Raw genomic sequence first — 25,882 nt, 5'->3', positions numbered from 1 at the left:
CCGCGGTCTCCGCTTGTCTGCTGTTGCTACGCGCGACACGCTCAGGCTGTTCCTGATGTCTCGGCTGGCCGGACCGCAGGCGGCGCAGGCCGGGCCTGAAGGTTTGGCCGTGGCATCAGGGTCAGAATGAACATGACAAGCATGAACCAGATTGCGATGACGAGGAAGCAGTCGCGAAAGGCAAAGACGCTGGCTTCGGCGGAAATCTGCTTTCCGAACTCGCCAAATGCCGTCTGGAAGGCCGGCATGGGTGGCATGCCGGCGACCTCATATTGCTGCGCATGCTGGAAATGCTCATAGGCAAGCTGGGGGTTGGCCTCGTTCAGTCCGGCCGCCAGGTGGTCACCATGGAAAATCAGCCGCCGCTGCAGCAGGATGGCGAGCAGGTTCACCCCGAAGGCCCCGCCCACCTGCATCAGGAAAGACGCGCCGCCGGTCGCCGCTGCCAGCAGGTGCGGCGGGGCGGCGCGAACTGCCGTCGTATTGGCGGGCGGCATACAGAAGCTGATGCCGACACGGCTGAGCACGATCATCCAGACCAGCGGCCAATAAGGCGTCAGCATGCTGATATGCGACAGAAACCAGGCGGACAGGGTAAAACAGATGATGCCGAAGCCGAGCAGGAGGCGCGCATCTACCTTGTCTGTCAGGTTCCCGGCAATGGGAAAACCTATGACCATGGCAAGGCCTGCCGGAATCATCATCACGCCCGCAGCGGTCGGCGAGTAGCCCTGAACAAGCTGGACGAAGAGCGGGATGAGATAGGTCGAGCCATAGATGGCAATACCTGTCGCGGCGATGATCATCCCGGCCGACCAGAATTGACGGTATTTGAAAATAGCCGGGTTCAACGCCGGATGAGGGTGGCGCAACTCCCACAGGATGAAGCCGACAAGGACCACCGCGCCGAGCGTGAACTTGATCAGCGAGAGATCGGAGTCCCAGCCATCCCGGTTGCCGCCGGCAAAGCCCGACAGTAGCGACACGATGCCGATGGTCAGCAGGCCCAGACCCACCCAGTCCAGCGGGCGGCGTTCGGCCTGCTGCTCCGGGTCGGCCTCCGGCATCAGGAAGTAGGCCGCCCCCAGCGCCACAATGGCCAGTGGTACGGTCGCGACGAAGACCAGACGCCAGCTTGCCAGGTCGACCGCCACGCCCCCGAGCGCAGGGCCGAAGGCCGGGGCGAGGACAACGCCGATGGAGAAGATACCAATGGCTGTGCCACGCTGGTGATCCGGGAAGGTCTGGAAGATCAGGAACATCGACATGGGCTGGATAAGGCCGGCCGCCACACCCTGCATCGCCCTCGCAAGAATCAGCAAGGCCAGCGAAGAACTGACCGCGCCGAGCAGTGAGCCCGCCACAAACATCAGCATGGCGAAGATGTAGGTGAAGCGTGGGCCGTGGTTCGACATGGCCCAGGCGTTTGCGAGCATCGCAATGGTCGAAGAGGCGAGGAAGGCCGTCGACATCCACTGGGCCTGATCCTGTCCAAGGCCGAAGGCGCCGATGATAGCGGGCAGGGCGACATTGATCGTCGTTGCCGCCAGCAGCGTACCCATCGAGCCGGTGAGCATCGCGAAGAGAAGCAGCCAGCGGTAGATGCTGCCGAACTGGGCGAACCGGTCGCGCACGGCCGGGTTTGCGAGTGGCGGAATGTCATCAGGCAGCGGCAGGGGCGCCTTCGGGGCCCTCTCTGCGCGCGGACTGCCTGAGATGCTCATAAGCGGCTTTTATCCTGCCTCATCGGGAGGCTGTTTGCGGATCTGTGCCCGTACCATGGTGCCGGGCCGCAACGGCACGTCTGCCTCCTCAATGTCGATGCGGATCGCGATGCGCTGGGTAATCTTCGTGAACACGCCATTGGCATTGGGGTTGGGCATCAGCGCGGCCTCGCCAATCGTGGCATCATGGACCTTTGTGACCCGGCCCCTGATCTCCTCGCCGGGATAGGCGTCCGCCTTGATTTCCACCGGGGCGCCGGGGCGGACATGGCGGATATTGGTTTCCTTGATGTTGGCTGAGACCCAGACGCTTTCCGGATCGTGGAGCAGCGCCATACGGAAGCCGCGTAGCGAGTGTTCGCCGACATCGTAGAAGATCTCGTCCACGATACCGTCGATCGGGCTGCGGATGGTGTGCTGGTCGACGACCACCTGCTGGGCCTCGACGCGCGCTTCAACCTGCTTCAGGGCCGCGCGCAGGACAGGCAATTCAAGCTCGATCAGCTCGACTTCCTGACCACCGATATTGGCCGTGCGCTGCTCGGCGACAGCCCGGTTGCGGTCAGCCTCGGCACGGCGCAATTGCTGTTCGGCGGTTTCCAGCGCATTGGTCGCCTGGTCGAGCGCAGCCTGCGAGACCCGTCCGCGGTCAAACAGGTCCCGGGTGCGCTCATAGTCGCGCTGTGCTGTGGCATAGTCCGAACGGGCTGCCTCGACAGCAGCGCTCGCTGACTGTGTGCCAGCGGTACGCGCATCCACTTCACTGCCGGCTTTGGAGGTGGCGAGCGAGGCGCGGGTTTCCTCGCGCGAAATTTCCGCGCGCAGGCGTTCAGCGTCGGCTTCATATTCCGCGAGCGTGTAGGCGGCCTCGCGGTCATCAATGGTAAAGAGCACGTCGCCGGCCGAGACCCGCTCGCCCTCGCCAACAGCAACACCGGTGATGCGGCCGGAGATATCGGTCGAGACGGCGATCATGTCGGATGCGATGCGGGCATCGGCCGTCGAGACATAGGCAGCGCGGTGAATGAGGAAGCGGGCGATCAGGAAAACAGCGATGAGCGCAATCAGCAGGCCGCCGATCAGCCGTGCGCGGCGCTTGAGCACGCCACCGACGCGCCGCATGCGGGTCGCAGGTCCGGCCTCCGACTGAGCCGGAGAAGATGCGATCGTTCCGTCCATGTCTTCTACGCGCCCCGACGAGGGCGCACGCCTTTCCTCCCTGCCGGTTCAATGACCGCCGGATACGTTGTCCGGAGCCCGACTATGCCACTTTCGAGCGTTTGTTCGAGGGCTGACGTTGAGGCAACCCTATCACTGATCGGTCAGACCGGGATCAGGCAGCTTCCTGCAACACCTGTCGCCGGCCAAGGGCGCGCACATAGTCTGAAGGCAGCCCATGTTCGCGAGCCCCTTCACGGATGATGTCGAGATAGGCGGGGCTCGGGGGAAAGTACCCCTGTGGGAACGCCACATACGTCTGGCATCGCAGAGGCTTGCCATCCTCCGTGGTTACGGTGAGGGGAACCCGTTCATAGGCTGCCGGGTCTTCGATCTCGTCGAGTTTGGAAAAAGCCTCTTCACCCAGTTTGAAGACGACACCGTAAACGGTGGAAGCCTTGTACGGCTTGATGCTGGCGACGCCGCCCGGCCGGTAGGAGCCTCTACGGTTAAAGACGAGCTTGTAGTCGTCCAGACGGGCCAGCGCGACCGGCTCGACAGGGCCGACCCGCTTTTCGAGTTGCTCGGTCTTCAGGTTCGACCCATAGGCAAAATAGAGGCGAGCGGCTGGTACGTCCTGCATTGCAGTCTTAGTCGACATCGAAATTCCGCTTGGTCCGGAGGAACCATCGCAGATAACGATAAAGCTTCACAGGCGGAAGCCCGGCCTGCTCGTTGACTGCAGTCAGCCGTGCCTCGCGGGCGGCGACGTAGTTCCTGACCACGATATAGGCGCGCTCCATCCTGCCGCCGGATTCCTGATTCAGCAGGTTGGCATCGACGACGCCCCGATAGGCGCCCTCACAGGTGAATTCATAGAAGTCGATCAGGTACATGATGACGCGGTCGGTCTCGTCGTCCTCGATCACGTCATCTTCAATCGTCTTTCCCGAGGCGATCCAGCGCGCCATCGTGATCCGGGCTTCCGAGACCGGCCCTGGCTCGAAGATACGCGACAGCAGCTGAAAGGTCGTCTGCCGGCGTTCATTCAGATTGTCGCGATAATTACGATAGAGAAAGGTGAGAATAGCGAGCAGGACCGACAGGCCGGTTATGGCATCGCCTGCGGAGATATTTCCGGACCAGTTCAGCATACCTTTTCCCCCGCATTGCCTGCCGCGAGCTTAATCGGCCAGCGCCGCCCGTCTAGGCCGTATCGTGCTCAAAGCCGTGCCCTGTCGGTTCAGACGCAGGGCGTGCGGCGCTGACGACTATTGGCAGACGGGTCTGCGCATGCGCATAAGCCCGCAATGTTCTCTCAGCCCGCCGCCGAGCTATCACTTGCAACCGCCCTCCGGCGCGGCCTTAGCCTCCGCTGCCCGCGCTGTGGAGAGGGTAAGCTCCTCATCGGGTATCTGCGTCAGGCGCCGGCGTGTTCCCATTGCGGGCTGGAGACTGGTGCCATTCGGGCCGATGACGGGCCGCCATGGCTGACCCTGCTGGCCACCGGACACCTGCTCGCGCCTTTCATGATCATCGTTTTCATGAGTACGAAACTGCCCGTCTGGGCGAGCACGATGGTGATGGCGCTGGTGGCGGCCAGCCTTTGCGTGGCCCTGTTGCCGCGGGCCAAGGGGCTGTTTATCGCCGCGATCTGGAAGCTCGGCGCGCAAACCTCAGCGAGCCCCGACGAGACGGGCTAGTCCTCGAAGCCGAGGAAGGTCGCCGCTTCATCCACGGTCTTGCGTTTGGAGACGACGGAATTTGCCGGGAAACTGTCATCCGGCCAGCCCATGGCGATACAGGTCTGGATGACCTGGTCGTCGGGGATCTTCGCATGCTCGCGCACGACCGGGCTTTGCATGATGCCCTGAGAGTTGATAACGCAGCCCAGCCCGCGATTCCAGGCCGTGTTGACGATGCAGTTCACCACCCCGCCGCAATCGAAAGGCGCGATGTCGCTGCCCTGGATCGACTTGTCATAGGTGATGACGATGGAGACCGGCGCATCGAACTGGCGGAAGCCGCGCAACACCCAGTCCATCCGCGCCTCCTTGTCATGACGCTCGATGCCCATGACGCCGAAAAGCTGTTTCGCGATCTCGATCTGGCGCTCGCGATGGACACCTTCATAGCCCGGCCCCATGCGGAACTCGCGCGAGTCCGGTACACCGGCGACATTGCGCTCGACATTGCCTTCGCGAATCCTGTCCAGCACGTCGCCGGCGACGACATAGAAATTCCACGGCTGGGTATTGAGCGAGGTCGGCGCGCGCATCGCGATCTCGAGAATCTCGCGTACCAGCGCCTTCGGCACCGGCTTGTCCAGATAGCCGCGAATGCTGCGGCGGCTTTTGACGACCTCTTCGAATTCCATGTCTTTCTCCCGGCATGTCTTTTACCGGGCGGAAGCTAGAGGGCTGCCGCAGCGGCAGCCAAGTGAGAAAACCGTGAGCGGCTGATGCGATCACCCGCCGCACTTCCTTCCGTGCGGGGCCGTGCGCATCTAGCAGCCATGTACGAAGAACCAATCCGCCGGGGGCTGAAGCTCCGTTGCGCGCGCTGCGGCGAGGGCAAGCTGTTCCGCGCCTATCTCAAATTCAACGACGAATGTCCGGCCTGCGGGCAGGACTTCACTGTCGCCGATACAGCTGACGGCCCGGCTTTCTTCGTCGGCTTCCTGGTGATGATCCTGTTTGCGCCCTTCTACTTCATCCTGCCGATGCTGCCCTTGCCGCTTCCGCTGATGATCGGGTCGTGGGTCCTGCTGCTCTCGATGATGATCGGGCTCGCGCTGTTCCTGCTGCCGCCCTTCAAGGCGGTGCTGTTCAACCTGCAGGTCCGCAACCGCGCCGAAGAGGCCCGATGGGAAAGCACCGGCAAGCACGGCAGTCCGCCGAAACACTGGAAGCACTAGCCACTTGGACCGCTCACCCCGGCGAAAGCCGGAGTCTCAGCAATTGAAGCGCCAGGCTTACCGCAGGAAGTCCCGGCTTTCGCCGGGATGAGCGGGGCCTGAGAGAGGGTTACCGGTGCCGTTTCGGCCCGAGCATGTCGCGAAAGGCCTCGAACGTCCCACGCGCGACCTGCGTCACCGTCGGCTTGCGGCCATGGGCGTGGCGGACGAAGTGGACGCAGTTGGACCCGGTGAGGTGATAGTCATGCCCGATCCGGCGGCGCGCCCGCTCGGTGGCAAGAAAGTCCCCTGCAGAATCGCCGGGGCCATGATTGATCACAGGGCGTCCGCGGGCAAAGGCGGCGACAGATTGTGTCACCACCCCGCCATACCGCCCATTGTTCGACACCACCCGGCCACCCCAGGTCACCACACCATAATGGCGAAGCACCCCGCCAAAGCGGACAGAGACGACATCCCCGGGTCGCAGATCATTTTTATCGTTCATCGATAAACGATATGATGAAAAGAAGTTTAGGTCAAGCGGATCAGGGGGCTAGCCCCATGCGCTATGCTGGGGCACAAATTTTTGATCGCTTGGCCAACGCGAAACAAACTTCTCGCATTCCCTGAAAGCTGCTTTGTGTAAGTCTGGAAGAAGCTCCAGTTGCGAAACAAATTCATCGCGATCCATTTCGTTGCAATGCGCAAAAAAGTATCTTGGAGGTGACGGCAGCCAATCGCTATGAAGAGCTTCTGCGAATGCTATCAGGACGTTTTGAAAGCCCCGGAAATAGGCGACATCTGAGTATGATTTTCGCCTTCGGTATTCTTTGATTTTGTCTTCATACGCAAAAATTCGCCGTCGAAGCGCGTGGACATCGGAAAATTTGCCAGTAGCTCTAACGTCTCGTGCCATTTGAAGTGCGTGAATTAGACCATCTTGATACATGCCCGAGAGTATGACTTGCGGGTTTTCTTGAAGATCGTACGAGTCCCACAAATCTTGATGTTCATGTAGAACTTCGATGAGTTCCTCCTCAGCTGCATCATAAACCCAGTCTTCAAGGAAGCAGTATTTGTTACACATGTGTTCTTTTACTGTTTCTAAAAAGAACGTTCCGTCTGTGTGAATCTTTTCTAAGAGATCGTCCTCAGATTTTTCATCAAAAGGAGATACGAAGTAGTGTGTTTTTGGAAACTTGCCGTGTGCCTGTTTTACGAATTCATATATGTCTAGGAAGTCGTCATCCTGAAGTGAATATCCTACAAAAACACAAGTTTTAGTTGTCAGGAGCTCTTTTAGTTTTCCCCCGATTAGAGACGACGGAAGACGGTTCCTACACTCTTCATAGTCTGTGCGGCTGGCGATGATTGACGAGTAATCGTCAATGGTACCGTGAATTTTTAGAACCTTACGGCCTGTGACCTCCCAAAACCGCATATCGGAATCGTATACATAAGGCTTTGCAGCGCAAATATCTTCAAGATAACGATCCCAATTGGTCGTAATAAAAGTTTCAAAATATGGCATTGTAGCCAGCTCTTTGAAAAACCTCGTTGCACGATTCCGTAAATCTGAGAATTTCTGAATATAATCAAACCGATGCTGGACTTTTTGCATGAAGTGAAAGCGGCCGTCAGGTTTTGCGCAGGCTTTCTCTACAACGTCAGGAAAAGGAAGATCAGAATTGTTCAACCCTGCTACGCGGGCGATCTCGACATACAATGAGTGAGGCGCGCTAGTCTTGTTCTCCGTGCTTACTCCCGCTCCGATAAAGAGAACAACATTCTGCGCTTCGAGCTCGTCGAACAAGAACTCATCGATTTCGAATTCGAAGCGGCCTGCGCAATAGGGGCATTCGCAGTAGTTTTCGTTGCTCAAGTGTAGTACCCAGTCAGCTTAAATGAAGGTAGTGTCTCAGTTTGAAATTTCTTTCAGCTGAAATACAAAAGCCCCGCACAAGGCGGGGCTTAGGGACAGTTTGACAGTGTCTAGGCTACTCGAAACTTGTCATCGCTCCTCGGAGTAGCCTGCCTAGTACTCTAGGTCTTAGATCCCGACTCAGCGGGAAGGTACAACGTTTATATATCGCCTCAGTTGCCCGAAATCAATGAATGAAGTCCTAAGCCGTGCACAATCGCGAGCCGCACGCCTTTTATATCTGTGGCGCCTAGGGTTGGATAAACATATTTCCGCCTATCTGTTTTGAATGGCGATAGCCGTTGATAAGACACGCTCATCACAAGGTCTGCCTTTGCCCAGCAATCAAGATCATCGGGTTCTTCAGGGTGATAGTTCTTGGACAGCTTGTAGCAGAAAGGGTGCTCATGGATTGGCGCAGTAGTGCTGATCGGCACCACGGTAGCCAGCTCCGGCCTATGAGGCAGCCTGGGTGCGATCACAACGACAGGGCGGACCTTCCCAATTTCAGGGTGGACCGCATTCTTGAGGTTGCAGACAAAAACCTGGCCCACCTTGGGGGGAAATCTTAGCGCCAATTATCCAGCCTTCTTCTTATATGATCCGCGCTTCTTCGGCGTCGGGTTGGCCGCATCAATCAGGCCCACAATCCAAGCCATGTCATGCTTTTCATCCGTCAGACCGGCGGCGACTGCGGGCGTCGTTCCGAGCGTCTTATGTTTGCGGCAGAAATTATAGAATACGAAATAGAGCGCAAGCGCGTGGCAGTGGTTGTCGAACTTCTTTGAGAAGGCATTCGTCAGGCGCGTGAAGCGGCGCATGGACATGCGCATGGTGAGGTTCTGGCGCTCAACGTAGGACGTTGAAATCTTGCTCTTGTCCGGCGTGCCCGTCTGAACTTTTTTCTTGATGCCGGTGCATTCGGCAGGACTGTAGCGCGTCGTCTTGCCTTGCGGCTGATTACCGTAGAGCTTCACAAGCTGGGCATAGTCGATCTCATTGCCGAATGCCTGATCGATGGCGTTCAGGTAGACCTTGTGGCCGTCCGTCGTCATCTGCACGCGGTTATCGAGGCGCGATGCAAGGTCCTGCATGAAGTGGTTAGCAAACTCCGCGTCACGGCCACCGACAAACCAGTTACAAATGAGCTTGCTGTCGGCATCAATCGAGGTCCACGTCCAGACATCACCCGCGAAGTCCGGCATGTCAGCAGCGTCGGCCTGCTTCTGCTTGGCGTAGCAGAACGACCAGATTTCATCACACTCGACGCGCTCGCTCTTGAGGCCGCGCACATTCTCGTCATGGAAATCCAGGCAAGCTTCGCCAGCGTCCACGAGCAGTTTCGTCACCGTGTTGATGGAGCAGCCTGCAACCCGGCTGATCGAGCGCATAGAGCTGCCCTCAACAAGCATGTTGAGGATCATGACGCGCTTTTCGAGGGGAAGGACATTTGCCATGCCCTTTTGATATGAACTTTTATGCTTAGCGTCAAGCATTATTTTCAATCCAATGCGCCGAGTCATTGACTTTTGGGTCAATTTCGGCTTTAAGACGCACTGAAGCAGCCGGGTTTTGGAGACCCAGCCACTTCAGCTCCTACCCCTTTTGGAAGGGGGCGGTGAGTGTGCCGCTAGAAGCGGCTATCCGGCAACAACCGGGTGGGATGCCAAGCCACGCTAACCTCCTTTCTTCTCTGGGTTTGCGCAGGAGTCATAGCAGTGCTCCATTTGGAGCAGTGCTACCGTTAAGCGAGGCGCTATCCTCGCCAACGTACGGGCCGGTCTTTTGCGAGACCGGCCCGATCTTTTGCGGCTCTTCTCCTTCGATGTAGAGCCGGTATGTCTTATCTTTGGCGTTCTTTACAATGCGATGCTGCTTCACCAGTCGGGACAGCACATTGTAAGCGCTGGTGTTGTTGCGCTCGACAGGCCCCCGAACCTGCGGCATTTCAAGAAGTTCACCAATGACTTCTCGCCCTGTTAGAGGGCGGTCGCTGCGCTCTAGAACTTCGATAACAGCATCAGTAATGGGCGAACCAGCCGATACGCGCTTGGGGCGCACATCAGGGCGCCTTCCTTCATTAACCGCGGTCATGTGCTGATCAAAAGCTTCTGGTGTGAAAGCATGCGCATTGTGGCGAACGACAAGCCCTTGGCTCTCTAGCTTTAGAAGTGCTCCGTAGAAGCTCTTATCAGACTGCTCCAACGCGGGCCCTAGCGGTCCCTCCGTTAGAGCCGCCTTCATGTCTGCATACGAAACCACGCCTTCGGGCGCTTCTTGTACCAGAAAAAGGATTTCTGAGGTCCAAGTGCTTTTCTTTACCCGGTTAGACGTCGAACCCGCAGCCCTGGGCGAAGGATTCCTGAAACCCTTCAGGGCGGGAAGCATTTCTTTAAGAAGTTCAATCTTTTTGAAATCGCTATTGGCCTCGGCTCGCAGAGTCTCGGCTCGCTTTTCCAGATCATCCGCATGGCGCAGCTTATCGTGCGCACGATTCTCAAAATCGGCGATATCGCCCATCGTAAATGCAGGCGTATCCGGGGACGGCCCCTGCGAAGGAGATTCTTTACTCATTTCTCCCTCCTGCACTATGAAGGCGATAGGCGCAACAGATAGGAGTGCAATGGGTGAAAATCGGAACGGAAGGAGAAAATTATCCCTTTTTCCAGCGTTTAGCAGCAGCCTTCTTCGCAATCTCCGACCGCTGCTCCTTCGTCAGCTTCTCGGCGCGCGCCTTCCCGCCCTTGCGCCCCATCTGAGCCGCAGCGGATGAAACCTCATCCTTGCTGTCGTCTTCTTCCTCGCCAGTGGCGATCTTTGCCACCTTGATAGCGGCGCCAATCACATCGGCGGGGCGCTTCTCGCCCTTCGGTCCTTTAGGCATTCTTGGCCTCATGCTGCTGTATGATCGTCTTCAGCTCCACAATTCTTTGCTTTCTGTCGAGAATGGTCTCTGTGGTGGTGTCAACCTGCTTTCCATCGCGCCGCTCTCCTGTGGTCATTCGGCCACTTTCCATGAGCGCAATAGATCTTTCCCAGTCCGCGCATTGTCTGCGAGCCCACTCTATTACACGGTTTGACATGCCTAAGCTCCTATTGCTTAACGCTAAGCATATAGGAAAGAGGCCGACCGTTCAAACGGCTTGAATTTCAAACTGAGACACTACCTAAATGAACGTTATCATACTCTATGATAGCTTATTCGCGACGAGGCTTCATCCCACCATCAGTGTCAGCAGCGCACATCTCGTCTCCACCCTCTTGGACGAACCTCAAGCTGGAATATCCAGCCTGAAGCATGTCTCGCCATTTGCTGAGGTCACATCCAGTGTTCCTTCATGCGCGGCGGCGATCTGGTGGGCGATGTAGAGGCCGAGGCCCAGGCCGTGGCGGCTGTCGCGCACGCTGCCCCGGAAGAAGGGCTGGAAGAGCTGTTTCATCGTGGCCTCCGGGATCGGTGCCCCGCCATTGGTCACGCTGATCGTCAGCCGCCCGTCGGCATGGGCTGCCTGCACATCGACCGGGCTGGCCGGATCGCCATGCGTGATCGCATTGGCAAGCAGGTTGGATAGCAGCTGAGCGACCCGAGAGGCATCGCAGACCACCTCGCCCTGAATGTCGATTTTCGTGCGGATGTCGAACTCATCCGTTGTCAGCCGGATTTCGTCGATCACCAGCGCCAGATTGTCGGGCAGGGACGAGGTCGCCTCCCGTTCAATGGCGATGCCGCTGCCAAGCCGGTCGCGGGCGAGATCCATGAGATTGTCGATCAGCTCCGTCATCCGCGCCGCGCTGCCCTGCATCTGCCGCGCGATTTGGAGCACTTTCCCGTCATCTGCCTTGCGCTCGATAAGGCGCGTGCCGGCCTCCATGGCCGCCAACGGATTGCGCAAGTCGTGGCCGAGCACGGCAAGAAACAGTTCGCGCAGTTCGGCTTCCGCATCCTTCTGCTTGATCAGTTCGATCCGGTGCTTGTCCTCGGTGACATCGCGGACCGTGCAATAGAATCTCTCGCCCTCCGGCACGGCAACCCAGGAGAACCAGCGATAGTCGCCGTTGCGGTGGCGGTAACGGTTTTCGAAGCGAAGCACAGGCTTGCCCGTCTTGACCACCTCGAACGCCTGAATGGAGGGCTCAACATCATCGGGATGCAGGAAGTCGATATAGGGCTGCCCCAGCATTTCATCCCGCGTCCAGCCAAGGGTCGGCTCCCAGGCCGGATTGACGGCGACGAAGCAGCCCTGCCGATCCAGTATGCACATCATGTCGGGTGTCACCCGCCAAGTGCGGCTTGCCTGCTGCAGCTCGTTCGTCATTCATGGCCTGCATCTGATTGAGCCTGAAATCTAGACAAATTCCGGCGAAATCAAAGAGGCATCTGAAATTCCCGCAGGGAAGACCGCCCTGTGCATCACTTTTGGCCCTGGCCTGAGCCGTTTTACTCACTCCACCATCAGGGTCAGCACGGTGGTATAGCTGCGGACATCCGTCGCCGCGCCCTCGGGCGAAGGAGCGATATGGCGGATCATGAGGAGGTGGGGGCCGGGCTCTGTGAGGTCGAGGGTGAGGGCACCGGACGTGTCCGTCATGAGGCTGGTATCGGCGGCGTCTTCCTGGCCGCTGTTTGACGGGGTGAAGAGACTGGCCGGCGCTTCGGCGAGGGGCGTCCCATCGAACAGGACCGTCACCGCCAGCCTGTCCCCGGCCGCGAGTGTCGACGGATTAGCGCCGGGCACGAGGGCCAGCCTGCCGATGCGTGTGTCGAGCACCTCATCGCTTGGCGCCCCGCGAGTAAGATAGAGGTCCGACACGGTCGCCGTCTGAGAGGTCAGCACCTCGGTGTCGTCGGCAAGCCCTGCGCCTGCGAGCCCGTCTGCGTCGAGGCGGATATAAGCATTGCCCACCTTCGCGACCTTGCCGCTACGCCCGAGCCGTTCGCCGGTCGAGACGCGGTAAGTGCCCTCCGCTTGCAGCGTCGCCTGCAGGATGGAGCGGGTCCTGGTTTCTGCGATGCGGTCGAACGCCAATTCCTCTCCATCCGGCGTGATGATGGTCCAGCTGTCTGTCTTCAGCGCGATTTCCTCAACCGGGAACCTATCACTGAAGCTCGCCATGAGGATGATTTCACCCGATGTGTCGGTGTCATCGGAGACCGGCATGAGGAAGCCCGCATGCGCCGCCGCCGGCAGGGCAGGTGCGAGCGCCAGGGGCGTGAAGAGAGCGAGTGCAGCGAGACAGGTCTTGAGGCGCATGAAGCAGGATCCTTTTTTGTGGGCCGGGAATGGCGCCGGAGTTGGGGATGCATCCGGGACGAAGACCGGCCCGTCCAATACGCCGAGCTCCATCCGGCACGCACCGACCCGCTCAACCGGGTCCCGTTCGCCCCGGACCTGTCCACCTGGGGCCATCGCCCCGCCGGACATCATCCTTTTCATGACGGCTAGATTAAATGCGAATGAGACGCAAGAGCGAAATTGGGCGCTGCTTGTCCGAAAGCGCTCCGGAAGTGGGCTGATTCTGGGCTGGAATTGGGCTGTTTCTGGAATGCCCAAAATCCCGGTCTGTGACCGCTAAGCTGCGGGAGACATTTCTACGCCTGTGGGGGATAGAACCGGAAGCGGCGTTCGTTGCTGAAGCGTCCGATAAGGCGCTCCTCGCGCGCGCCAAGCCCGATATTGTGAATCACATAGGGCTCGCCCCACTCGGTGCGCCGGTCCGAGATGATGGCGACATGCGGCAGCGAGGCATCGACCCGGCAGGTCAGAAGATCCCCGGCTTTCCAGTCCTCTGCCGGCAGCTCCATGGCGTTGCGGACAAGCCAGGTTTCGAGGTTCGGCACGCGGCGGTGGTCGATGTTGCGGTCGGGCCGCGACAGGCTCCATGTCCTTGGATAGGCAGAGAAATTTGCGCGCATGTCCTCGTGAATAGCCTTCTGGAAATCGAAGTCGAAAGCATCGCGATAGGCGCGCACGATAACGTCGATACACACCCCGGTCTCGCGCGGAACATCCCCGCCGGGATAGGCGAGCCGGACATAGGCCGGGTCATAGTCCACCGTCACGCCGATCTGGCGCCTTGCCGCCGCGATGAGCTGCGTCGCTTGAGGAAAGACCTGCCAGCCGGCATTGGTCGCCGCGAGCGGTAGAAAGGCCATGCCGGTCATCATCTCTCTCCGTGTCATGGGAAACGAGACTGAGCGGCGCTTGAGGCGCGATTGTGGCGCGCGCGCGGCCTTTAGAAGCCTTTCAGTTCGGCGACTTCATCGACCGTCGCGCGCTCGGCATAAAGCTTGTTGACCGGGTGGTCCTTGTCCGGCCAGCCGACGGCCATACCGCAATAGACCATTTCGGTCGGACCCAGCTTGAAGTGATCGTGCAATGTCTGCCGCAGGATGCCCCAGCATTCCTGCATGCAGGTGCCCCAGCCGCGCTCCTCGGCGAGCAGGGCCAGCGTCTGCATGTACATGCCGGTATGGGCCCACTGGCCGTGACCCATGCGTTCGTCGATGATGAAGAAGACCCCCAGCGGGGCGTCGAAGAATCGGTAGTTGCGGGCAAACCATTGCAGCCTGGCGGCCTTGTCCTCGCGTGGAATGCCGAGCTCGGCATACATCATTTCGCCCACCCGGAAGCGGCGTGACTTGTGCGGTTCCCAGAGATCGGCGGGATAGATCGGCCGGTCGGTAGGTTCGCCACGCGGGTTGCTGGCCAGTGTCTTCTGGGCGAGGTCGATCACCGCCTGCTTCTCCTCGCCGGTGACGACGATCACCCGCCATGGCTGCAGGTTCCCGCCCGACGGCGCGCGCTGCGCCCTATCCAGCCAGTCACGAACCTCTGATTTGCCAATCGGCTTGTCGAGAAAGGCGCGCGTCGAGATGCGCTGCTTTACGGCCTGGCTCACATCCATATCACTCACTCCATGGCTATTGGAGCGATCTAGTGTGCCGACCTTGGGGAAGGGAAGGGGCGATTTCGGATCGCCTGCGTAGCCAGGCCGCAGTGGGCACGGCCCCGTTGGCGTGCTAACAGCCCGTTTTTATGCGCAAGCCAAAAATTCTGACGACGATCAGGGAGTATTCCTGGTCTCTGTTTTTCGCCGACCTGATGGCCGGGCTCACCGTTGCCATGGTTGCGATGCCGCTCAGCCTTGCCATCGCCATTGCCTCGGGCGCCGATCCGGCCACCGGGCTGGTTACAGCCATCGTGGCGGGCTTCATGATTTCGCTGCTTGGCGGGTCGCGCGTACAGATCGGCGGGCCAACGGGCGCCTTCATCGTCGTTGTTTTCGGCGTGATCGCCGAGCATGGCTATGACGGGCTGGTGCTTGCGACCTTCATGGCGGGGTTCATTCTGCTGGTTGCAGGCTGGTTTCGTGCCGGTCGCCTCATTGCTTTCGTGCCGGAGGCGGTCGTCAACGGCTTTACTATCGGCATCGCCGTCATCATCGCGACGAGCCAGCTCAATGACTTTTTCGGACTGACGCTCGATCATGTCCCGGCCGATTTCATCGAAAAGCTACCGGCCTTGTGGGAGGCCCGCGACACATTTAACGCCCAGGCGCTAATGATTGCCTTGGTGACGCTGGTTCTGATCATTGTGTTGCGAAGGGCAGCGCCGAAATATCCCGGCCTGATCGTCGCGGTGGGAGCAGGCTCTGCCGCCGTAGCATTAATGAATCTGCCCGTTGAGACGCTCTATTCGCGTTTTGGAGCATTGCCGAACCAGCTACCGGTGCCGCACCTGCCGGAGATGGGATGGGCGCGGCTGGTTGAACTCCTTCCCTCGGCGATCATCATTGCTTTTCTGGCCGGAGTGGAGTCGCTTCTCTCGGCCATGGTGGCCGACCGGATGATCGGCGGCCAGCATCGCCCGAATGCCGAGCTGACAGCACAGGGTGCGGCGAACATCGCCTCATCGCTTTTCGGTGGCCTTCCGGCGACAGGGGCCATTGCGCGTACCGCAACCAATGTCCGCGCCGGTGGCAAGACCCCGGTTGCCGGTATCGTCCACGCGCTCGTGATCCTCGTGATCATGCTGGTGGCCGCGCCACTGGCCGGTTATCTCGCCATGCCGGCGCTGGCGGCGCTTCTGGTGATGACCGCCTGGAATATGAGCGAGCCGCACAAATGGGGCGAATATGCGCGGGGAAGGGCAAGCGACCTGGTCTTGCTGGTCCTGACGCTCGTGCTGACCGTGCTGGTCGACCTGACTGTAGCCATCGGCGTGGGTGTCGCTGTCGGACTTGCCCTGCGCCTCAGCCGGCGTTCCCCCGAAAGCGACTGGAAGACGCCGAAGCGTTAGGCCTTAAAGTGAGAAACTCGTGCCGCAGCCGCAGGCCGCCGTTGCGTTCGGGTTGTTGACCTTGAAGGCGGCGCCGATCAGTTCTGTCGAGAAATCGATCTCGGAACCGCGCATGAATTCCATGCTCATCTCGTCGATCAGGACGCGCGCACCGTCTTTTTCGACGATGATGTCGTCATCATTCTTCGTGTCGTCGAGGTCGAACTTGTAGGAAAAGCCCGAGCAGCCGCCGCCTTCGACGGAGACACGAAGGAAGTCCTTGCCGGACTGCTTGGCCAGAATCGCATTAATGCGCTTGGCAGCATTGGAAGAAAGGGTGACGTCGGTCATGTCCACCAAGATAGGAAAGCCTGTGCTTCCAGAAAAGCCCGCCGTGTACACAACCCGCTGGCAGGCGAGCCGCGGGCGCTTTCACAATGAGCCTGAATCGGCCACACGCACGCCGTTTCAGCGCGACCGTGACCGGATCATCCATTCTTCGGGCTTTCGCCGGCTGAAGCAGAAAACGCAGGTTTTCGTCGCGCATGAGGGCGATCATTATCGCACGCGTCTGACACACTCGCTGGAGGTCTCGCAGATTGCACGCTCCGTGGCGCGTCGCCTTGGCGTGGATGAAGACCTCGCCGAAGCCATGGCGCTTGCCCACGACCTCGGCCACCCGCCTTTCGGCCATGCCGGCGAGGACCAGCTCGATGCGAGCATGGAAGGCTATGAGGGCTTCGACCACAACGCACAGACACTACGTGTCGTGACCCGTCTGGAGCAACGTTATCCGACATTTGACGGGCTGAACCTGACCTGGGAAATGCTCGAAGGGCTGGTCAAACATAACGGTCCGCTGATCACGAAGGACACGCCGATCTCGGCATTGCCGGCCGCGTTCCGTGACTTTCCGCATCTCGAAAAGCTCGAGCTTGACCAGTTCGCCGGCCCCGAAGCCCAGATCGCTGCCCTGGCGGACGATATCGCCTACAACAATCACGACATCGATGACGGCATCGCGGCAGGGCTGTTTTCCATTGACGACATGCTGCACCTGCCAGTGGTGGGCGATGTCTTCCGCTCGGTGCGGTTGGAGTATCCGGTGCTGGACCAGCAGCGCACCGTCTATGAGGCCGTGCGCCGTCTCATCGGACTGTGGATCGATGACCTGGTACAGGAGACCGAACGGCGTGTAGCGCAGTATAAGCCCCAGTCTGCCGCAGAGGTTCGTGCGCTGCCGGAGCCGCTGGTTGCCTTCTCCGAAGACTTCGACCAGCAGCAGAGGGCCCTGCGCGCTTTCCTCTTCGAGCGGATGTACAAGCATTACAAGGTCAACCGCATGCGCAGCCAGGCCAAGCGTGTGTTGAAGGAGCTGTTCGACCTTTTCCTCGAAGAGCCCGACATCCTGCCGCCACCGCTGCGCCAGGATGCAGAACAGGCGCCGCAGGATCGCCGTGCGCGTCTTGTTTGCGACTATATCGCCGGCATGACGGATAATTATGCCATCGATCTCCACCGCAAGGTCTTCAATCTCGAAAGCATGATCTGATCGCGCTGGGTCTCTGCGGCCAGAGCGATTCAATGATCGTTAACGAAGCGCCCCCTAATCTTAACCAAAATCGAGATTCATCAGGGGCAGATGACTTAGAATGACTTATCGCAACCGTGAGACCGATCTTGGGCCTTATGAAGAAGAATATCGCGGGTTTGAAATCCGCGATGACGAAACCGCGCGTGGACCGCTGATCCTGACACTGGCAATCGGCGTGCTGATCGTCTTCGCCGCCGTTGTCTGGAATACATACCGGCAGGGCGTTCGCCCGCAGGACGGCGCGCTGCCGATGGTGGTGGCCGAGGCCCAGCCCTATAAACGCGTGCCGGATGATCGCGGTGGGGTCGAGATCGATGACCTGGACCGCATGCTCTACGACGTGATCGACGGCAGCGAGCGTGCGCCGAAGACGGCGCCGCAGCAGGTTTCCAGTCGTAACGATGGCTATCTACGGGGTGGTCCGCCACAGGATCTTCGTCCCTCATCGCCGCAAGGCGAGGCGTCTACGCAGGCAGCACCAGCAGAAGACGAGCTGGCGTCCGGCCAGCGCATCGTGTCCGAGACCCCGGCTTCCTCGCAAGAGGCGCTCCCGCCTGTGGAGTCTCAGCCGGAACAGCGCCCAGTGGCGCAACCCGAACCCGTCAGCCCTGCGCCGCCACCTGCATCGCGCTTTGCGTTTGCCCCCGGAGGCGACTATCTTGTCCAGATATCGGCGCTTCGCAGTGAGGAAGCTGCAACTGCGGCCTGGCAAAAGGCGCGCCGGTCCAACCCGACAATCTTCGAAGGAGCCAGCATGTCCATCGAACGGGCCGATCTTGGGGCAAAAGGGGTCTACTTCCGTCTGCGCGCGGGCGCTTTTGGCACGCGTGAAAGCGCCTCCGATTTCTGTGATGCCTACAAGGCAGAGGGTGGAGACTGCATCGTCGTTCGCGGGACTGCATGAACAACAAGGCCTGTATCCTGAGCGTCGCGGGCGCCAACCTGCTGCGCGACGAGGCGGCGCTCCTGTCAGAGCACAAGCCCTGGGGCGTCATCCTGATGGGACGTTCCTGCCACTCCAAGGTGCAGGTCAGCCGGCTGGTTGAAGATATCTGGAATGCGGTCGGCCGTGAGATCCTGATCTTTATTGACCAGGAAGGTGGACGCGTTGCACGCCTCAAGGCACCGGAATGGCCGCTCTTCCCGCAGGGGCAGGTCTATGGCGACCTCTATGATGCCGATCCCGAAAAGGGGCTTCAAGCGATCTGGCTTGGTCACCGGCTGATCGCCCATGAACTGGCTGCCATTGGCATCCATGCTGACTGTGCGCCGGTCTGTGATCTGCCACAACCCGGCGCGCATGATGTCATCGGCGACCGGGCCTTCGGGACCGATCCCGACAAGGTCGGCGCGCTGGCAAAGGCTGCGCTCCAGGGCCTTGAGGATGGCGGTGTCGCCGGCGTTATCAAGCACATTCCCGGCCATGGCCGCTCCATGGCCGATAGCCACCTCGAGCTGCCGCGCGTCACAGCGGGCGACAATGAGCTCACCTCCGACTTCTCCGCCTTCATGCATGTCACGGACGCACCGATGGCGATGACGGCGCATATTGCCTACGACCATTTCGACCCCGGCAAGGCGGCAACCGTTTCCCACAAGATGATTCAGGAAGTCATTCGGCACCGAATCGGGTTTGATGGCCTCCTGATGACAGATGATCTCGGCATGAAGGCCCTGGGGGGCTCTCTGACAGACCGTGCGCACGCCTCGATCGAGGCGGGGTGCGATGTGCTGCTGCATTGCTCGGGGTTCTTGAGTGATGCCGACGCCATCCTCGCCGAAATGACGGAAGTGGCTGAAGCTGCCCCTATGCTCGATGGACGTGCGCTTGAGCGGGCCGAGGCTGCAGAGGCCGCCTCGAAGCGGGCCACGGCGTTCGACTCAGAGGCGGGCTGGGAGCAATTCCGCGCGCTCATCCCGCATTTGGGAGTGGCCGGCGCATGAGCCTTGAACTCGTTTCCACCGATCTCGTCGAGCGCGAGGACATCGAAGCGGAAGACATGTTCTCCGTCGATATTGACGGTTATGAGGGCCCGCTTCACCTGCTGCTCGACCTTGCCCGCAAGCAGAAGGTCGACCTGCTCAAGGTCTCCATGCTGGAGCTGGCAACGCAATATCTCGGCTTTATCGAGGATGCCCGTAAGAAGCGAATAGACCTCGCCGCCGACTACCTCCTCATGGCTGCATGGCTCGCCTTCCTGAAGTCGCGCCTGATGCTGCCCAAGCCTGAAAAGGCCGACAATGACGAGATGGATGGCGAGGAGATGGCCGCCCGGCTGGCCTTCCGCCTGAAACGGCTCGATGCCATGCGTGAGGCTGGCGACCAGCTCATGGAGCTCGGCCAGCTCGGTCAGGATGTTTTTGTCCGCGGCGCGCCGGAAAAGCCGCGCGTCATCAAGCAGACCGAGTATGACACAACGCTCTGGCACCTGATGCAGGCCTTCGGCTCGATCCGCCAGCGCCGCGAAGAGGCCGCGCCACACAAGATCGAGCACCAGTTTGTCCTGCCGCTCGAACATGCGCGCGACTCGCTGAAGAGTCTGTCGAAACTGATTGATGAATGGGCGAGCCTTGATGAGTTGCGCGCCCGCATGAAGGACATTGCCGGTGACATCCCGCCGCGCTCTGTCATGGCCAGCGTTTTCTCCGCTGCGCTCGAACTCGCCCGCGATGGTGATGTCGAGCTTCGGCAGGACCAGCATTTTTCGCCGCTCTATCTGCGCGGCAACCAGGAAGAAAGGGGAGGGCTCACCGCATGAATGCGATACCCCAGATGAAAGATGAGGCCATGGACGACGAACCGGATGACATCCGCAACGCCGTGCGTCAGCTTTCCTTTGCCTACCGTCGCTCTGCCGAGGCACTCTCCGAGACCGGCGGCGGGGAAGTCGATGAAAGCGCAGAAGCGCTGCGCCGCGCCGAGGCAGTCCTCTTCGCTGCTGGCGAGCCGCTGTCGGCAGAGCAGATCGCCGAGGTCCTGCCTCAAGGTGTGGACGCCGCTCAGGTTTTGATGTCGCTGAAAGCGGCTTATGCCCATCGCGGGGTGAACCTCGTCGAGGTGGCCGGCAAGTGGCGTTTCCAGACGGCTGAAGATCTTTCCTATCTTTTCGTGGAAGAGCGCCATGAGCAGAAGAAGCTCTCCCAGGCCGCGCTCGAGACGCTGGCCATCATCGCCTATGGCCAGCCGGTGACCCGTGCCGAGATCGAGGCGGTACGCGGGGTCGCCGTCTCCAAGGGCACAATCGACCAGCTGATGGAAGCCGGATGGGTGCGAATCAAGGGGCGCCGCAAGACGCCGGGCCGCCCGGTCACCTATGGCACGACCGATGATTTCCTTGAGCATTTCGGGCTCGAGAGCCTTGAGCTGTTGCCCGGCCGCGCTGAACTGGAAGCCGGCGGTCTCCTGTCAGACGTTGTTCCGGATGATTTCGATCCGAGCGAGGTCGAACTGCCGCTGCGCGATCTGGACGACACCTCATCACGCGAAGAAAGCGCTGAAGACGCTGCCTTCGTGACAGATTTCATGGACTCCGAGAGCGAGGACGACTAGGGCAAAGTCAGGCGCGCCCATTGAGCCGCGCCCGGCTCAGCGCTATCTGTGCTGATGTAAACTCGGAGTACGGCCATGGCCCCCAGCTGGATGCAGCTTCTCATTGTCCTTGTTGTCGCCCTGCTTCTGTTTGGCGGGCGCGGGCGGATTTCCTCGATCATGGGTGATATGGCGAAGGGCATGCGGTCCTTCCGCAAGGGCCTGAACGACGATGACGATGATGAGGATGAAGAGGTCAAGAAGAAGGACTCTTCCTCAGGCAAGTCGCTCAGCGACGACAAGATGGTCAACGTCACCCCTGAAAAGGACAAGACGAAGTCGTCCAGCTAAGCTCTGAGGAAGGCGACTGATCCATGCTTCCTCAATTCGGATTCACGGAATTCCTGCTCGTCGCGATCATTGCCCTGATCGTTGTCGGCCCGAAGGACTTGCCCATGATGATGCGCAAGCTTGGCCAGTTCGTGGCCAAGGGCCGGTCCATGGCGCGCGAATTCCAGTCCGCCTTTGACGATATCGCCCGCCAGGCCGAACTCGACGAACTCCGTAAGGAAATCGAGGATCTGCGCCGCGACAATGAGCTGACCCAGGCCGTTGACGATCTCAAGCGCACCGAGGCCGACATCAATCGCAAGGTCATGATGGAAAACCCCATGCCGGAAACCGGTATGGAGGGTGGTCCGGCTGCGATTCCGGACGATGCTTCCGAAGAGACTCCCACGCCAGCGGAAGAGAAGGTGCCGGAGGAGTCCCCTGATATCGCGCCTGAAGAGACAGACCCGTCCGAGAAGAAGGCCCGGTCTACATGAGCAAGGATATGCGCGCTGACGAGCGCCCGGACATCACCGATGACGACGAACTGGAGTCCTCGCGGGCGCCATTGCTTGATCATCTGATCGAGCTGAGGTCGCGTCTGATCTGGTCCATCGTTGCCCTGGCCGCTGCAACAATCGGCTGCTTTTTCGTCGCCAGGCCGCTCTACAATATTCTCCTCGGGCCACTCGTCGCTGTGGCCGAGCTGGAACGGCAGGATGCCAATTTCGAGCTGATCTACACCGCGCCGCTGGAAGTCTTTTTCGTACAGCTCAAGCTGGCGCTCTTTGCCGGTGTTTTCGTCGCTTTTCCGATCATTGGCTGGCAGATGTATTCCTTTGTCGCGCCAGGGCTTTACCGGCGTGAAAAAGGCGCCGTCCTGCCTTTCCTGATCGCTGCGCCCGTGCTCTTCGTGATCGGCGCGCTCTTCGTCTTCTTTGTCATGCTGCCGCTGATCTCGCGCTTTGCGCTGTCCTTCGAGCAAATGGGCGGCGAGGGAATTGCTGCGATCACACCACAGATCAAGGTGTCGGAGTACCTCTCGCTGGTCATGGCGCTGATGCTTGCCTTCGGGCTGTCCTTCCAGCTGCCCGTGATCCTCAGCCTGATGGGGCGGGCGGGCATCATCGGGTCCGATACGCTGCGGTCTGGACGCAAATACGCGGTGGTCGCGATTCTTGTGTCAGCCGCTTTCTTCACGCCGCCAGACCTGATCTCGCAGGTCATGCTCGCCGTGCCTGTCTACTGTCTCTATGAGATTTCTATCTGGTGCGTCGCCATGATGGAGAAGAAGGCTGCCGAAGAAGAAGCGGCGAGAGAGGCAGAAGACTAGGGTTTGCCGTCATCTGCCCGGTTCCGCTTCGCGGCCAATTCCTCTACAGGGGTGCCCGTACCGTTGTTCCGGAATTCAGAGAGACGACATGTTCGACATCCGCGCGATCCGCGAAAACCCAGACGTCTTCCGCAATGCCTGGAACCGGCGCAAGCCGGGGCTGGGCGAAAAGGTCGACGAGATCCTTGCGCATGACAGTGCGCTCCGCAAAGCCGTCACCGACAAGCAGGAGGCTGAAAGCGCGCGCAATGCCAACTCCAAGCTCGTCGGCCAGGCCAAGGCCAAGGGCGACGAGGCGGAGTTCGAACGCCTGCGTACGGTCGTCTCGCAAGCCAAGGACACGATCGAAGCCGCCGGCGAGCAGGAAGCGGCGGCCCGCGAGGCGCTGGACGACCTCCTGCTCGGCCTCCCCAACATCCCGCTGGCCGATGTGCCCGAAGGTGAGGATGAAGAGGCCAATGTCGAGCAGAAAAAGGTCGGCACGCCCACGGCGCTGAGCTTTGCCCCGAAGGATCATGCTGACCTCGGCGAAGCCCTCGGCATGATGGATTTCGAGACGGCGGCGAAAATGTCCGGCTCACGCTTCGTGCTTCTGCGCGGCCAGCTGTCACGGCTCGAACGCGCGCTGGCGAACTACATGCTGGACGTCCAGACCGGCGAGCATGGCTATGAGGAGACGAGCCCACCTGTCCTAGTGCGGGATCAGGCGCTTGTGGGGACAGGTCAGTTGCCAAAGTTTGCTGAGGATCTGTTTTCGGGAATCTTTGGGATTAAGCCTATTGTTCAAGTCGGGAACGTTAGGCTCAGAGCGCTGACTTATCTGATTAGCCTGTTTGAAAGTCTTCGTAACGTCGATGAGACGGTTGATCGCCGCTCAATTGCCGCAGCAATGGATAGAGTGCATATCGAAGATTACATGGACTCATCCATGTTGCAGATGAAATTGCTGAACCAGCAATTCAGGCAGATCGTGGAGAAGGCGGCAACTGCCTATATCGACTACAATTCCGAGGAAGCGCTTCAGGAAATCAAATCGACCCGAAATAAGCTTGCTCACGATCAAGATTCGGTCATGCGTGAGCTGACGGATAAACTTTGGTTGACGCCGACTGCTGAAGTCGCGCTCACCAATACCGTCCGCGAATCGATCCTCGACGCCGACACCCTGCCGCGGCGCCTGACCGCGCACACGCCGTGCTTCCGTTCCGAAGCCGGCAGCGCAGGCCGCGATACGAAGGGCATGATCCGTCTGCACCAGTTCAACAAGGTCGAGCTCGTTTCCATCGTGCGCGACGAAGTGGAGGGGCTGGAAGAGCTTGAGCGGATGACGCGCTGCGCCGAGACCATCCTTGAGCGTCTCGAGCTGCCATATCGGCGCATGCTGCTCTGTACCGGCGATATGGGGGCAGGGGCGCGCAAGACCTATGACCTCGAAGTCTGGCTACCGAGCCAGGACACCTATCGCGAGATCAGCTCATGCTCCTATTGCGGGGACTTCCAGGGCCGCCGCATGAATGCCCGCTGGCGCCCGGCACCGACCGAGGAAAACCCCAAACCGAAGCCGGAGTTCGTCCACACACTGAACGGTTCCGGTCTGGCCGTCGGGCGTACGCTGGTTGCGATCCTCGAGAACTATCAGCGCGAAGACGGCACGATTGATGTCCCGGCTGTGCTGCAGCCCTATATGGGCGGGCTTGAGGTGATCGGATGAGAATCCTCCTGACCAATGATGACGGCATTCACGCGCCCGGGCTTTCCGTCCTCGAAAGCATTGCGCGCGAGCTCTCTGATGACATCTGGATCGCGGCACCGGAGGTCGAACAGTCCGGCCAGTCGCGCTCGATCACGCTGACCCAGCCGGTGCGTACGCGAAAAGTACGTGAGCAGTGCTGGGCGGTTATGGGCACGCCGACCGATTGCGTCCTTCTTGCCGTCCACGACCTCATGGACGAGAAGCCGGACCTGATCCTGTCGGGTGTCAATCGCGGGCAGAATATCGCCGAGGACACCAGCCTTTCCGGGACGATTGCCGGTGCCATGTTCGGGATGCATCTCGGTGTTCCGTCCGTTGCCCTCAGCCAGGCGCAGAGCTTTCGCGAACGTGGATCGTTGCCTTGGGAGACATCGAAACAGTGGGGCGCGAAAGTGCTAAAGCCGCTGATCGAGAAAGGCTGGCCCGATGATGTCGTCATGAACATCAATTTTCCGGACCGCGAGCCTCAGGATGTCGCCGGTGTGGAAGTGACCCGGCAAGGCTTCCGCGACGAACAGATCATTCACACCGAACGGCGCGAAGATCTTCGCGGCAATGATTATTACTGGATCGGCTTTCGTGGGCGGCTTTCAAAGCCGGATGAGGGCACCGATCTGCGCGCGATCTATGAAGGGCGCGTTTCGGTCACGCCGTTGCATGTCGACCTGACGCATAATCGCTACCTCGAGGAGCTGAAGGCCTCATGGCGGACCTGATTGCCGATCCGTTCCGGGCCGCGCGCCTGGTGCTGCTGCTTCGCCGGCAGGGCATTCGTGACGATGGTGTGCTGTCGGCCATGGAAACGATCGACCGGGGTGTCTTTGTCGAACCAGGGCTTGCAGAGCTGGCCTATGAGGATACCGCCCTGCCGATTCCTTGCGGGCAAATGATTCCCAAACCGGTTGTCGTGGCCCAGCTGCTGGGTGCCCTGAAAGCGACGCCGGGCAAGGAAGACCGTATCCTCCTGATCGGTGCTGGCAGCGGCTATATGCTGGCGCTCCTCGCGCAGATCGGTCGGCATGTCTGGGCCATCGACCGCTATCAGAAACTCGTCACCGATGCGCGCGCCCGTATGCTCGAGCTGAAGGTCGAGAATGTGACGCTGAAGCATGGTGACGGCCTGGATGGCTGGCCGGAGCACAAGCCATTCGACCGTGTCCTGCTGACAGGTGCGGTGTCCGGGATTCCGGAGGGGCTGCTGGGGCAGTTGGCCAAGGATGGTGCGCTTGTTACGCCGTTCAACGAGACGGGCAAGGACCAGGTGATCCGCCGCGTCACCGGCAAGGGCGAGCAGAGTGATTTTCAGATACTGGAACCGCTACCGCTTCTGCGGGCCGGTAAATCGGCTGCGCTCTAGGCGGC

General features: G+C 60.0%; 29 protein-coding genes and 1 pseudogene. 14 read left to right on the top strand and 16 right to left on the bottom strand.

The window, feature by feature from the left end; translation table 11 throughout:
* Positions 1-41: 41 nt before the first annotated feature.
* The 4 genes from Q1K29_RS06610 to Q1K29_RS06595 form a co-directional block, all read right to left on the bottom strand.
* The gene (locus tag Q1K29_RS06610) at positions 42-1,724 is read right to left on the bottom strand and encodes a DHA2 family efflux MFS transporter permease subunit (protein WP_300392279.1); all 1,683 of its coding nucleotides are present in this window, start codon (positions 1,722-1,724) and stop codon (positions 42-44) included.
* Positions 1,725-1,733: 9 nt separating this feature from the next.
* Positions 1,734-2,903, bottom strand: coding sequence for an HlyD family secretion protein (locus Q1K29_RS06605; protein WP_300392276.1), 1,170 nt, complete (start codon positions 2,901-2,903; stop codon positions 1,734-1,736).
* A 154-nt stretch (positions 2,904-3,057) separates the two neighbouring features.
* Positions 3,058-3,543 (bottom strand): gamma-glutamylcyclotransferase family protein, encoded by a 486-nt coding sequence (locus tag Q1K29_RS06600; RefSeq protein WP_300392274.1) that lies wholly within the window; start codon positions 3,541-3,543, stop codon positions 3,058-3,060.
* Positions 3,533-4,036 carry a hypothetical protein gene (locus tag Q1K29_RS06595; protein ID WP_300392271.1) on the bottom strand — a complete coding sequence of 168 codons (504 nt, stop codon included), beginning with the start codon at positions 4,034-4,036 and terminating at the stop codon, positions 3,533-3,535. Before Q1K29_RS06595 ends, Q1K29_RS06600 begins: the two co-directional genes overlap by 11 nt.
* A 156-nt stretch (positions 4,037-4,192) precedes the next feature.
* Here Q1K29_RS06595 and Q1K29_RS06590 point away from each other — a divergent pair, with 156 nt between their 5' ends.
* Complete coding sequence (locus Q1K29_RS06590) at positions 4,193-4,585, top strand: DUF983 domain-containing protein (RefSeq protein ID WP_300392267.1); 393 nt, start codon at positions 4,193-4,195, stop codon at positions 4,583-4,585.
* Here Q1K29_RS06590 and Q1K29_RS06585 read toward each other — a convergent pair.
* Positions 4,582-5,259 carry a nitroreductase gene (locus Q1K29_RS06585; protein ID WP_300392264.1) on the bottom strand — a complete coding sequence of 226 codons (678 nt, stop codon included), beginning with the start codon at positions 5,257-5,259 and terminating at the stop codon, positions 4,582-4,584. The two genes, Q1K29_RS06590 and Q1K29_RS06585, sit on opposite strands and share 4 nt — an antisense overlap.
* A 138-nt stretch (positions 5,260-5,397) precedes the next feature.
* Here Q1K29_RS06585 and Q1K29_RS06580 point away from each other — a divergent pair, with 138 nt between their 5' ends.
* Positions 5,398-5,799, top strand: a complete 402-nt coding sequence (locus tag Q1K29_RS06580; protein ID WP_300392261.1) for a DUF983 domain-containing protein — start codon at positions 5,398-5,400, stop codon at positions 5,797-5,799.
* A 109-nt stretch (positions 5,800-5,908) separates the two neighbouring features.
* Here the strand turns inward: Q1K29_RS06580 and Q1K29_RS06575 are convergent, their stop codons facing one another.
* The 10 genes from Q1K29_RS06575 to Q1K29_RS06535 all read right to left on the bottom strand — a co-directional run bounded on the left by Q1K29_RS06575 (position 5,909) and on the right by Q1K29_RS06535 (position 14,608).
* Positions 5,909-6,286: a hypothetical protein gene (locus tag Q1K29_RS06575; protein ID WP_300392258.1), complete on the bottom strand. Its 378-nt coding sequence runs from the start codon at positions 6,284-6,286 to the stop codon at positions 5,909-5,911.
* Positions 6,287-6,334: 48 nt separating this feature from the next.
* Entirely contained in the window at positions 6,335-7,663 is a 1,329-nt protein-coding gene (locus Q1K29_RS06570) for an SIR2 family protein (protein WP_300392256.1), read from the bottom strand.
* 212 nt (positions 7,664-7,875) lie between these two features.
* Positions 7,876-8,256, bottom strand: a complete 381-nt coding sequence (locus tag Q1K29_RS18480; protein WP_366524176.1) for a type II toxin-antitoxin system PemK/MazF family toxin — start codon at positions 8,254-8,256, stop codon at positions 7,876-7,878.
* A 24-nt stretch (positions 8,257-8,280) separates the two neighbouring features.
* A complete protein-coding gene (locus Q1K29_RS06565) occupies positions 8,281-9,159 on the bottom strand; it encodes an IS1 family transposase (protein ID WP_300392253.1) in 879 nt (292 codons plus the stop codon).
* Positions 9,160-9,412: 253 nt separating this feature from the next.
* Complete coding sequence (locus Q1K29_RS06560) at positions 9,413-10,276, bottom strand: hypothetical protein (RefSeq protein WP_300392250.1); 864 nt, start codon at positions 10,274-10,276, stop codon at positions 9,413-9,415.
* 79 nt (positions 10,277-10,355) lie between these two features.
* Positions 10,356-10,586: a hypothetical protein gene (locus tag Q1K29_RS06555; RefSeq protein WP_300392247.1), complete on the bottom strand. Its 231-nt coding sequence runs from the start codon at positions 10,584-10,586 to the stop codon at positions 10,356-10,358.
* A 388-nt stretch (positions 10,587-10,974) separates the two neighbouring features.
* Positions 10,975-12,018 carry a PAS domain-containing sensor histidine kinase gene (locus Q1K29_RS06550; RefSeq protein WP_300392245.1) on the bottom strand — a complete coding sequence of 348 codons (1,044 nt, stop codon included), beginning with the start codon at positions 12,016-12,018 and terminating at the stop codon, positions 10,975-10,977.
* A gap of 126 nt (positions 12,019-12,144) precedes the next feature.
* Positions 12,145-12,954: a DUF4198 domain-containing protein gene (locus Q1K29_RS06545; protein ID WP_300392243.1), complete on the bottom strand. Its 810-nt coding sequence runs from the start codon at positions 12,952-12,954 to the stop codon at positions 12,145-12,147.
* Positions 12,955-13,292: 338 nt separating this feature from the next.
* On the bottom strand, positions 13,293-13,856 hold the full coding sequence (locus Q1K29_RS06540) for a DUF1287 domain-containing protein (RefSeq protein ID WP_300392241.1): 564 nt from the start codon (positions 13,854-13,856) through the stop codon (positions 13,293-13,295).
* 80 nt (positions 13,857-13,936) lie between these two features.
* On the bottom strand, positions 13,937-14,608 hold the full coding sequence (locus Q1K29_RS06535) for a nitroreductase (protein WP_300392238.1): 672 nt from the start codon (positions 14,606-14,608) through the stop codon (positions 13,937-13,939).
* A 131-nt stretch (positions 14,609-14,739) separates the two neighbouring features.
* Here Q1K29_RS06535 and Q1K29_RS06530 point away from each other — a divergent pair, with 131 nt between their 5' ends.
* Positions 14,740-16,002 (top strand): SulP family inorganic anion transporter, encoded by a 1,263-nt coding sequence (locus Q1K29_RS06530; protein WP_300392235.1) that lies wholly within the window; start codon positions 14,740-14,742, stop codon positions 16,000-16,002.
* Positions 16,003-16,005: 3 nt separating this feature from the next.
* Here Q1K29_RS06530 and erpA read toward each other — a convergent pair whose 3' ends face one another.
* Complete coding sequence (gene erpA, locus Q1K29_RS06525) at positions 16,006-16,332, bottom strand: iron-sulfur cluster insertion protein ErpA (RefSeq protein WP_300392232.1); 327 nt, start codon at positions 16,330-16,332, stop codon at positions 16,006-16,008.
* On the opposite strand from erpA, the gene Q1K29_RS06520 reads away from it, so the two are divergent.
* The 11 genes and pseudogenes from Q1K29_RS06520 (at position 16,331) to Q1K29_RS06470 (ending at position 25,877) form a co-directional block, all read left to right on the top strand.
* Positions 16,331-17,533 carry a deoxyguanosinetriphosphate triphosphohydrolase gene (locus Q1K29_RS06520; RefSeq protein ID WP_300392229.1) on the top strand — a complete coding sequence of 401 codons (1,203 nt, stop codon included), beginning with the start codon at positions 16,331-16,333 and terminating at the stop codon, positions 17,531-17,533. The two genes, erpA and Q1K29_RS06520, sit on opposite strands and share 2 nt — an antisense overlap.
* Before the next feature lie 100 nt (positions 17,534-17,633).
* Positions 17,634-18,479, top strand: a complete 846-nt coding sequence (locus Q1K29_RS06515; RefSeq protein ID WP_300392226.1) for an SPOR domain-containing protein — start codon at positions 17,634-17,636, stop codon at positions 18,477-18,479.
* A complete protein-coding gene (gene nagZ / locus Q1K29_RS06510; protein ID WP_300392224.1) occupies positions 18,476-19,519 on the top strand; it encodes a beta-N-acetylhexosaminidase in 1,044 nt (347 codons plus the stop codon). Before Q1K29_RS06515 ends, nagZ begins: the two co-directional genes overlap by 4 nt.
* Positions 19,516-20,334 carry a ScpA family protein gene (locus Q1K29_RS06505; protein WP_300392221.1) on the top strand — a complete coding sequence of 273 codons (819 nt, stop codon included), beginning with the start codon at positions 19,516-19,518 and terminating at the stop codon, positions 20,332-20,334. The genes nagZ and Q1K29_RS06505 overlap by 4 nt, the downstream gene beginning before the upstream one ends.
* Positions 20,331-21,125, top strand: a complete 795-nt coding sequence (scpB, locus tag Q1K29_RS06500; RefSeq protein ID WP_300392219.1) for an SMC-Scp complex subunit ScpB — start codon at positions 20,331-20,333, stop codon at positions 21,123-21,125. The genes Q1K29_RS06505 and scpB overlap by 4 nt, the downstream gene beginning before the upstream one ends.
* Before the next feature lie 75 nt (positions 21,126-21,200).
* Positions 21,201-21,455 carry a twin-arginine translocase TatA/TatE family subunit gene (tatA, locus tag Q1K29_RS06495; protein ID WP_300392216.1) on the top strand — a complete coding sequence of 85 codons (255 nt, stop codon included), beginning with the start codon at positions 21,201-21,203 and terminating at the stop codon, positions 21,453-21,455.
* A 23-nt stretch (positions 21,456-21,478) separates the two neighbouring features.
* Positions 21,479-21,691: pseudogene (gene tatB, locus Q1K29_RS18475) on the top strand (Sec-independent protein translocase protein TatB); the annotation flags it as partial.
* Between the two features lie 236 nt (positions 21,692-21,927).
* Positions 21,928-22,767: a twin-arginine translocase subunit TatC gene (tatC, locus tag Q1K29_RS06485; RefSeq protein ID WP_300392210.1), complete on the top strand. Its 840-nt coding sequence runs from the start codon at positions 21,928-21,930 to the stop codon at positions 22,765-22,767.
* An 88-nt stretch (positions 22,768-22,855) separates the two neighbouring features.
* Entirely contained in the window at positions 22,856-24,478 is a 1,623-nt protein-coding gene (gene serS, locus Q1K29_RS06480; RefSeq protein ID WP_300392207.1) for a serine--tRNA ligase, read from the top strand.
* Entirely contained in the window at positions 24,475-25,236 is a 762-nt protein-coding gene (gene surE / locus Q1K29_RS06475) for a 5'/3'-nucleotidase SurE (protein WP_300392204.1), read from the top strand. The genes serS and surE overlap by 4 nt, the downstream gene beginning before the upstream one ends.
* The gene (locus Q1K29_RS06470) at positions 25,224-25,877 is read left to right on the top strand and encodes a protein-L-isoaspartate(D-aspartate) O-methyltransferase (RefSeq protein WP_300392201.1); all 654 of its coding nucleotides are present in this window, start codon (positions 25,224-25,226) and stop codon (positions 25,875-25,877) included. The genes surE and Q1K29_RS06470 overlap by 13 nt, the downstream gene beginning before the upstream one ends.
* Positions 25,878-25,882 lie beyond the last annotated feature (5 nt).

Source organism: Henriciella sp. (genome assembly GCF_029937755.1).
Classification (GTDB): Bacteria; Pseudomonadota; Alphaproteobacteria; order Caulobacterales; family Hyphomonadaceae; genus Henriciella.
Note: the sequence above shows the minus strand (reverse complement) of the source record. Positions and strands in the feature narration are given on the sequence as shown.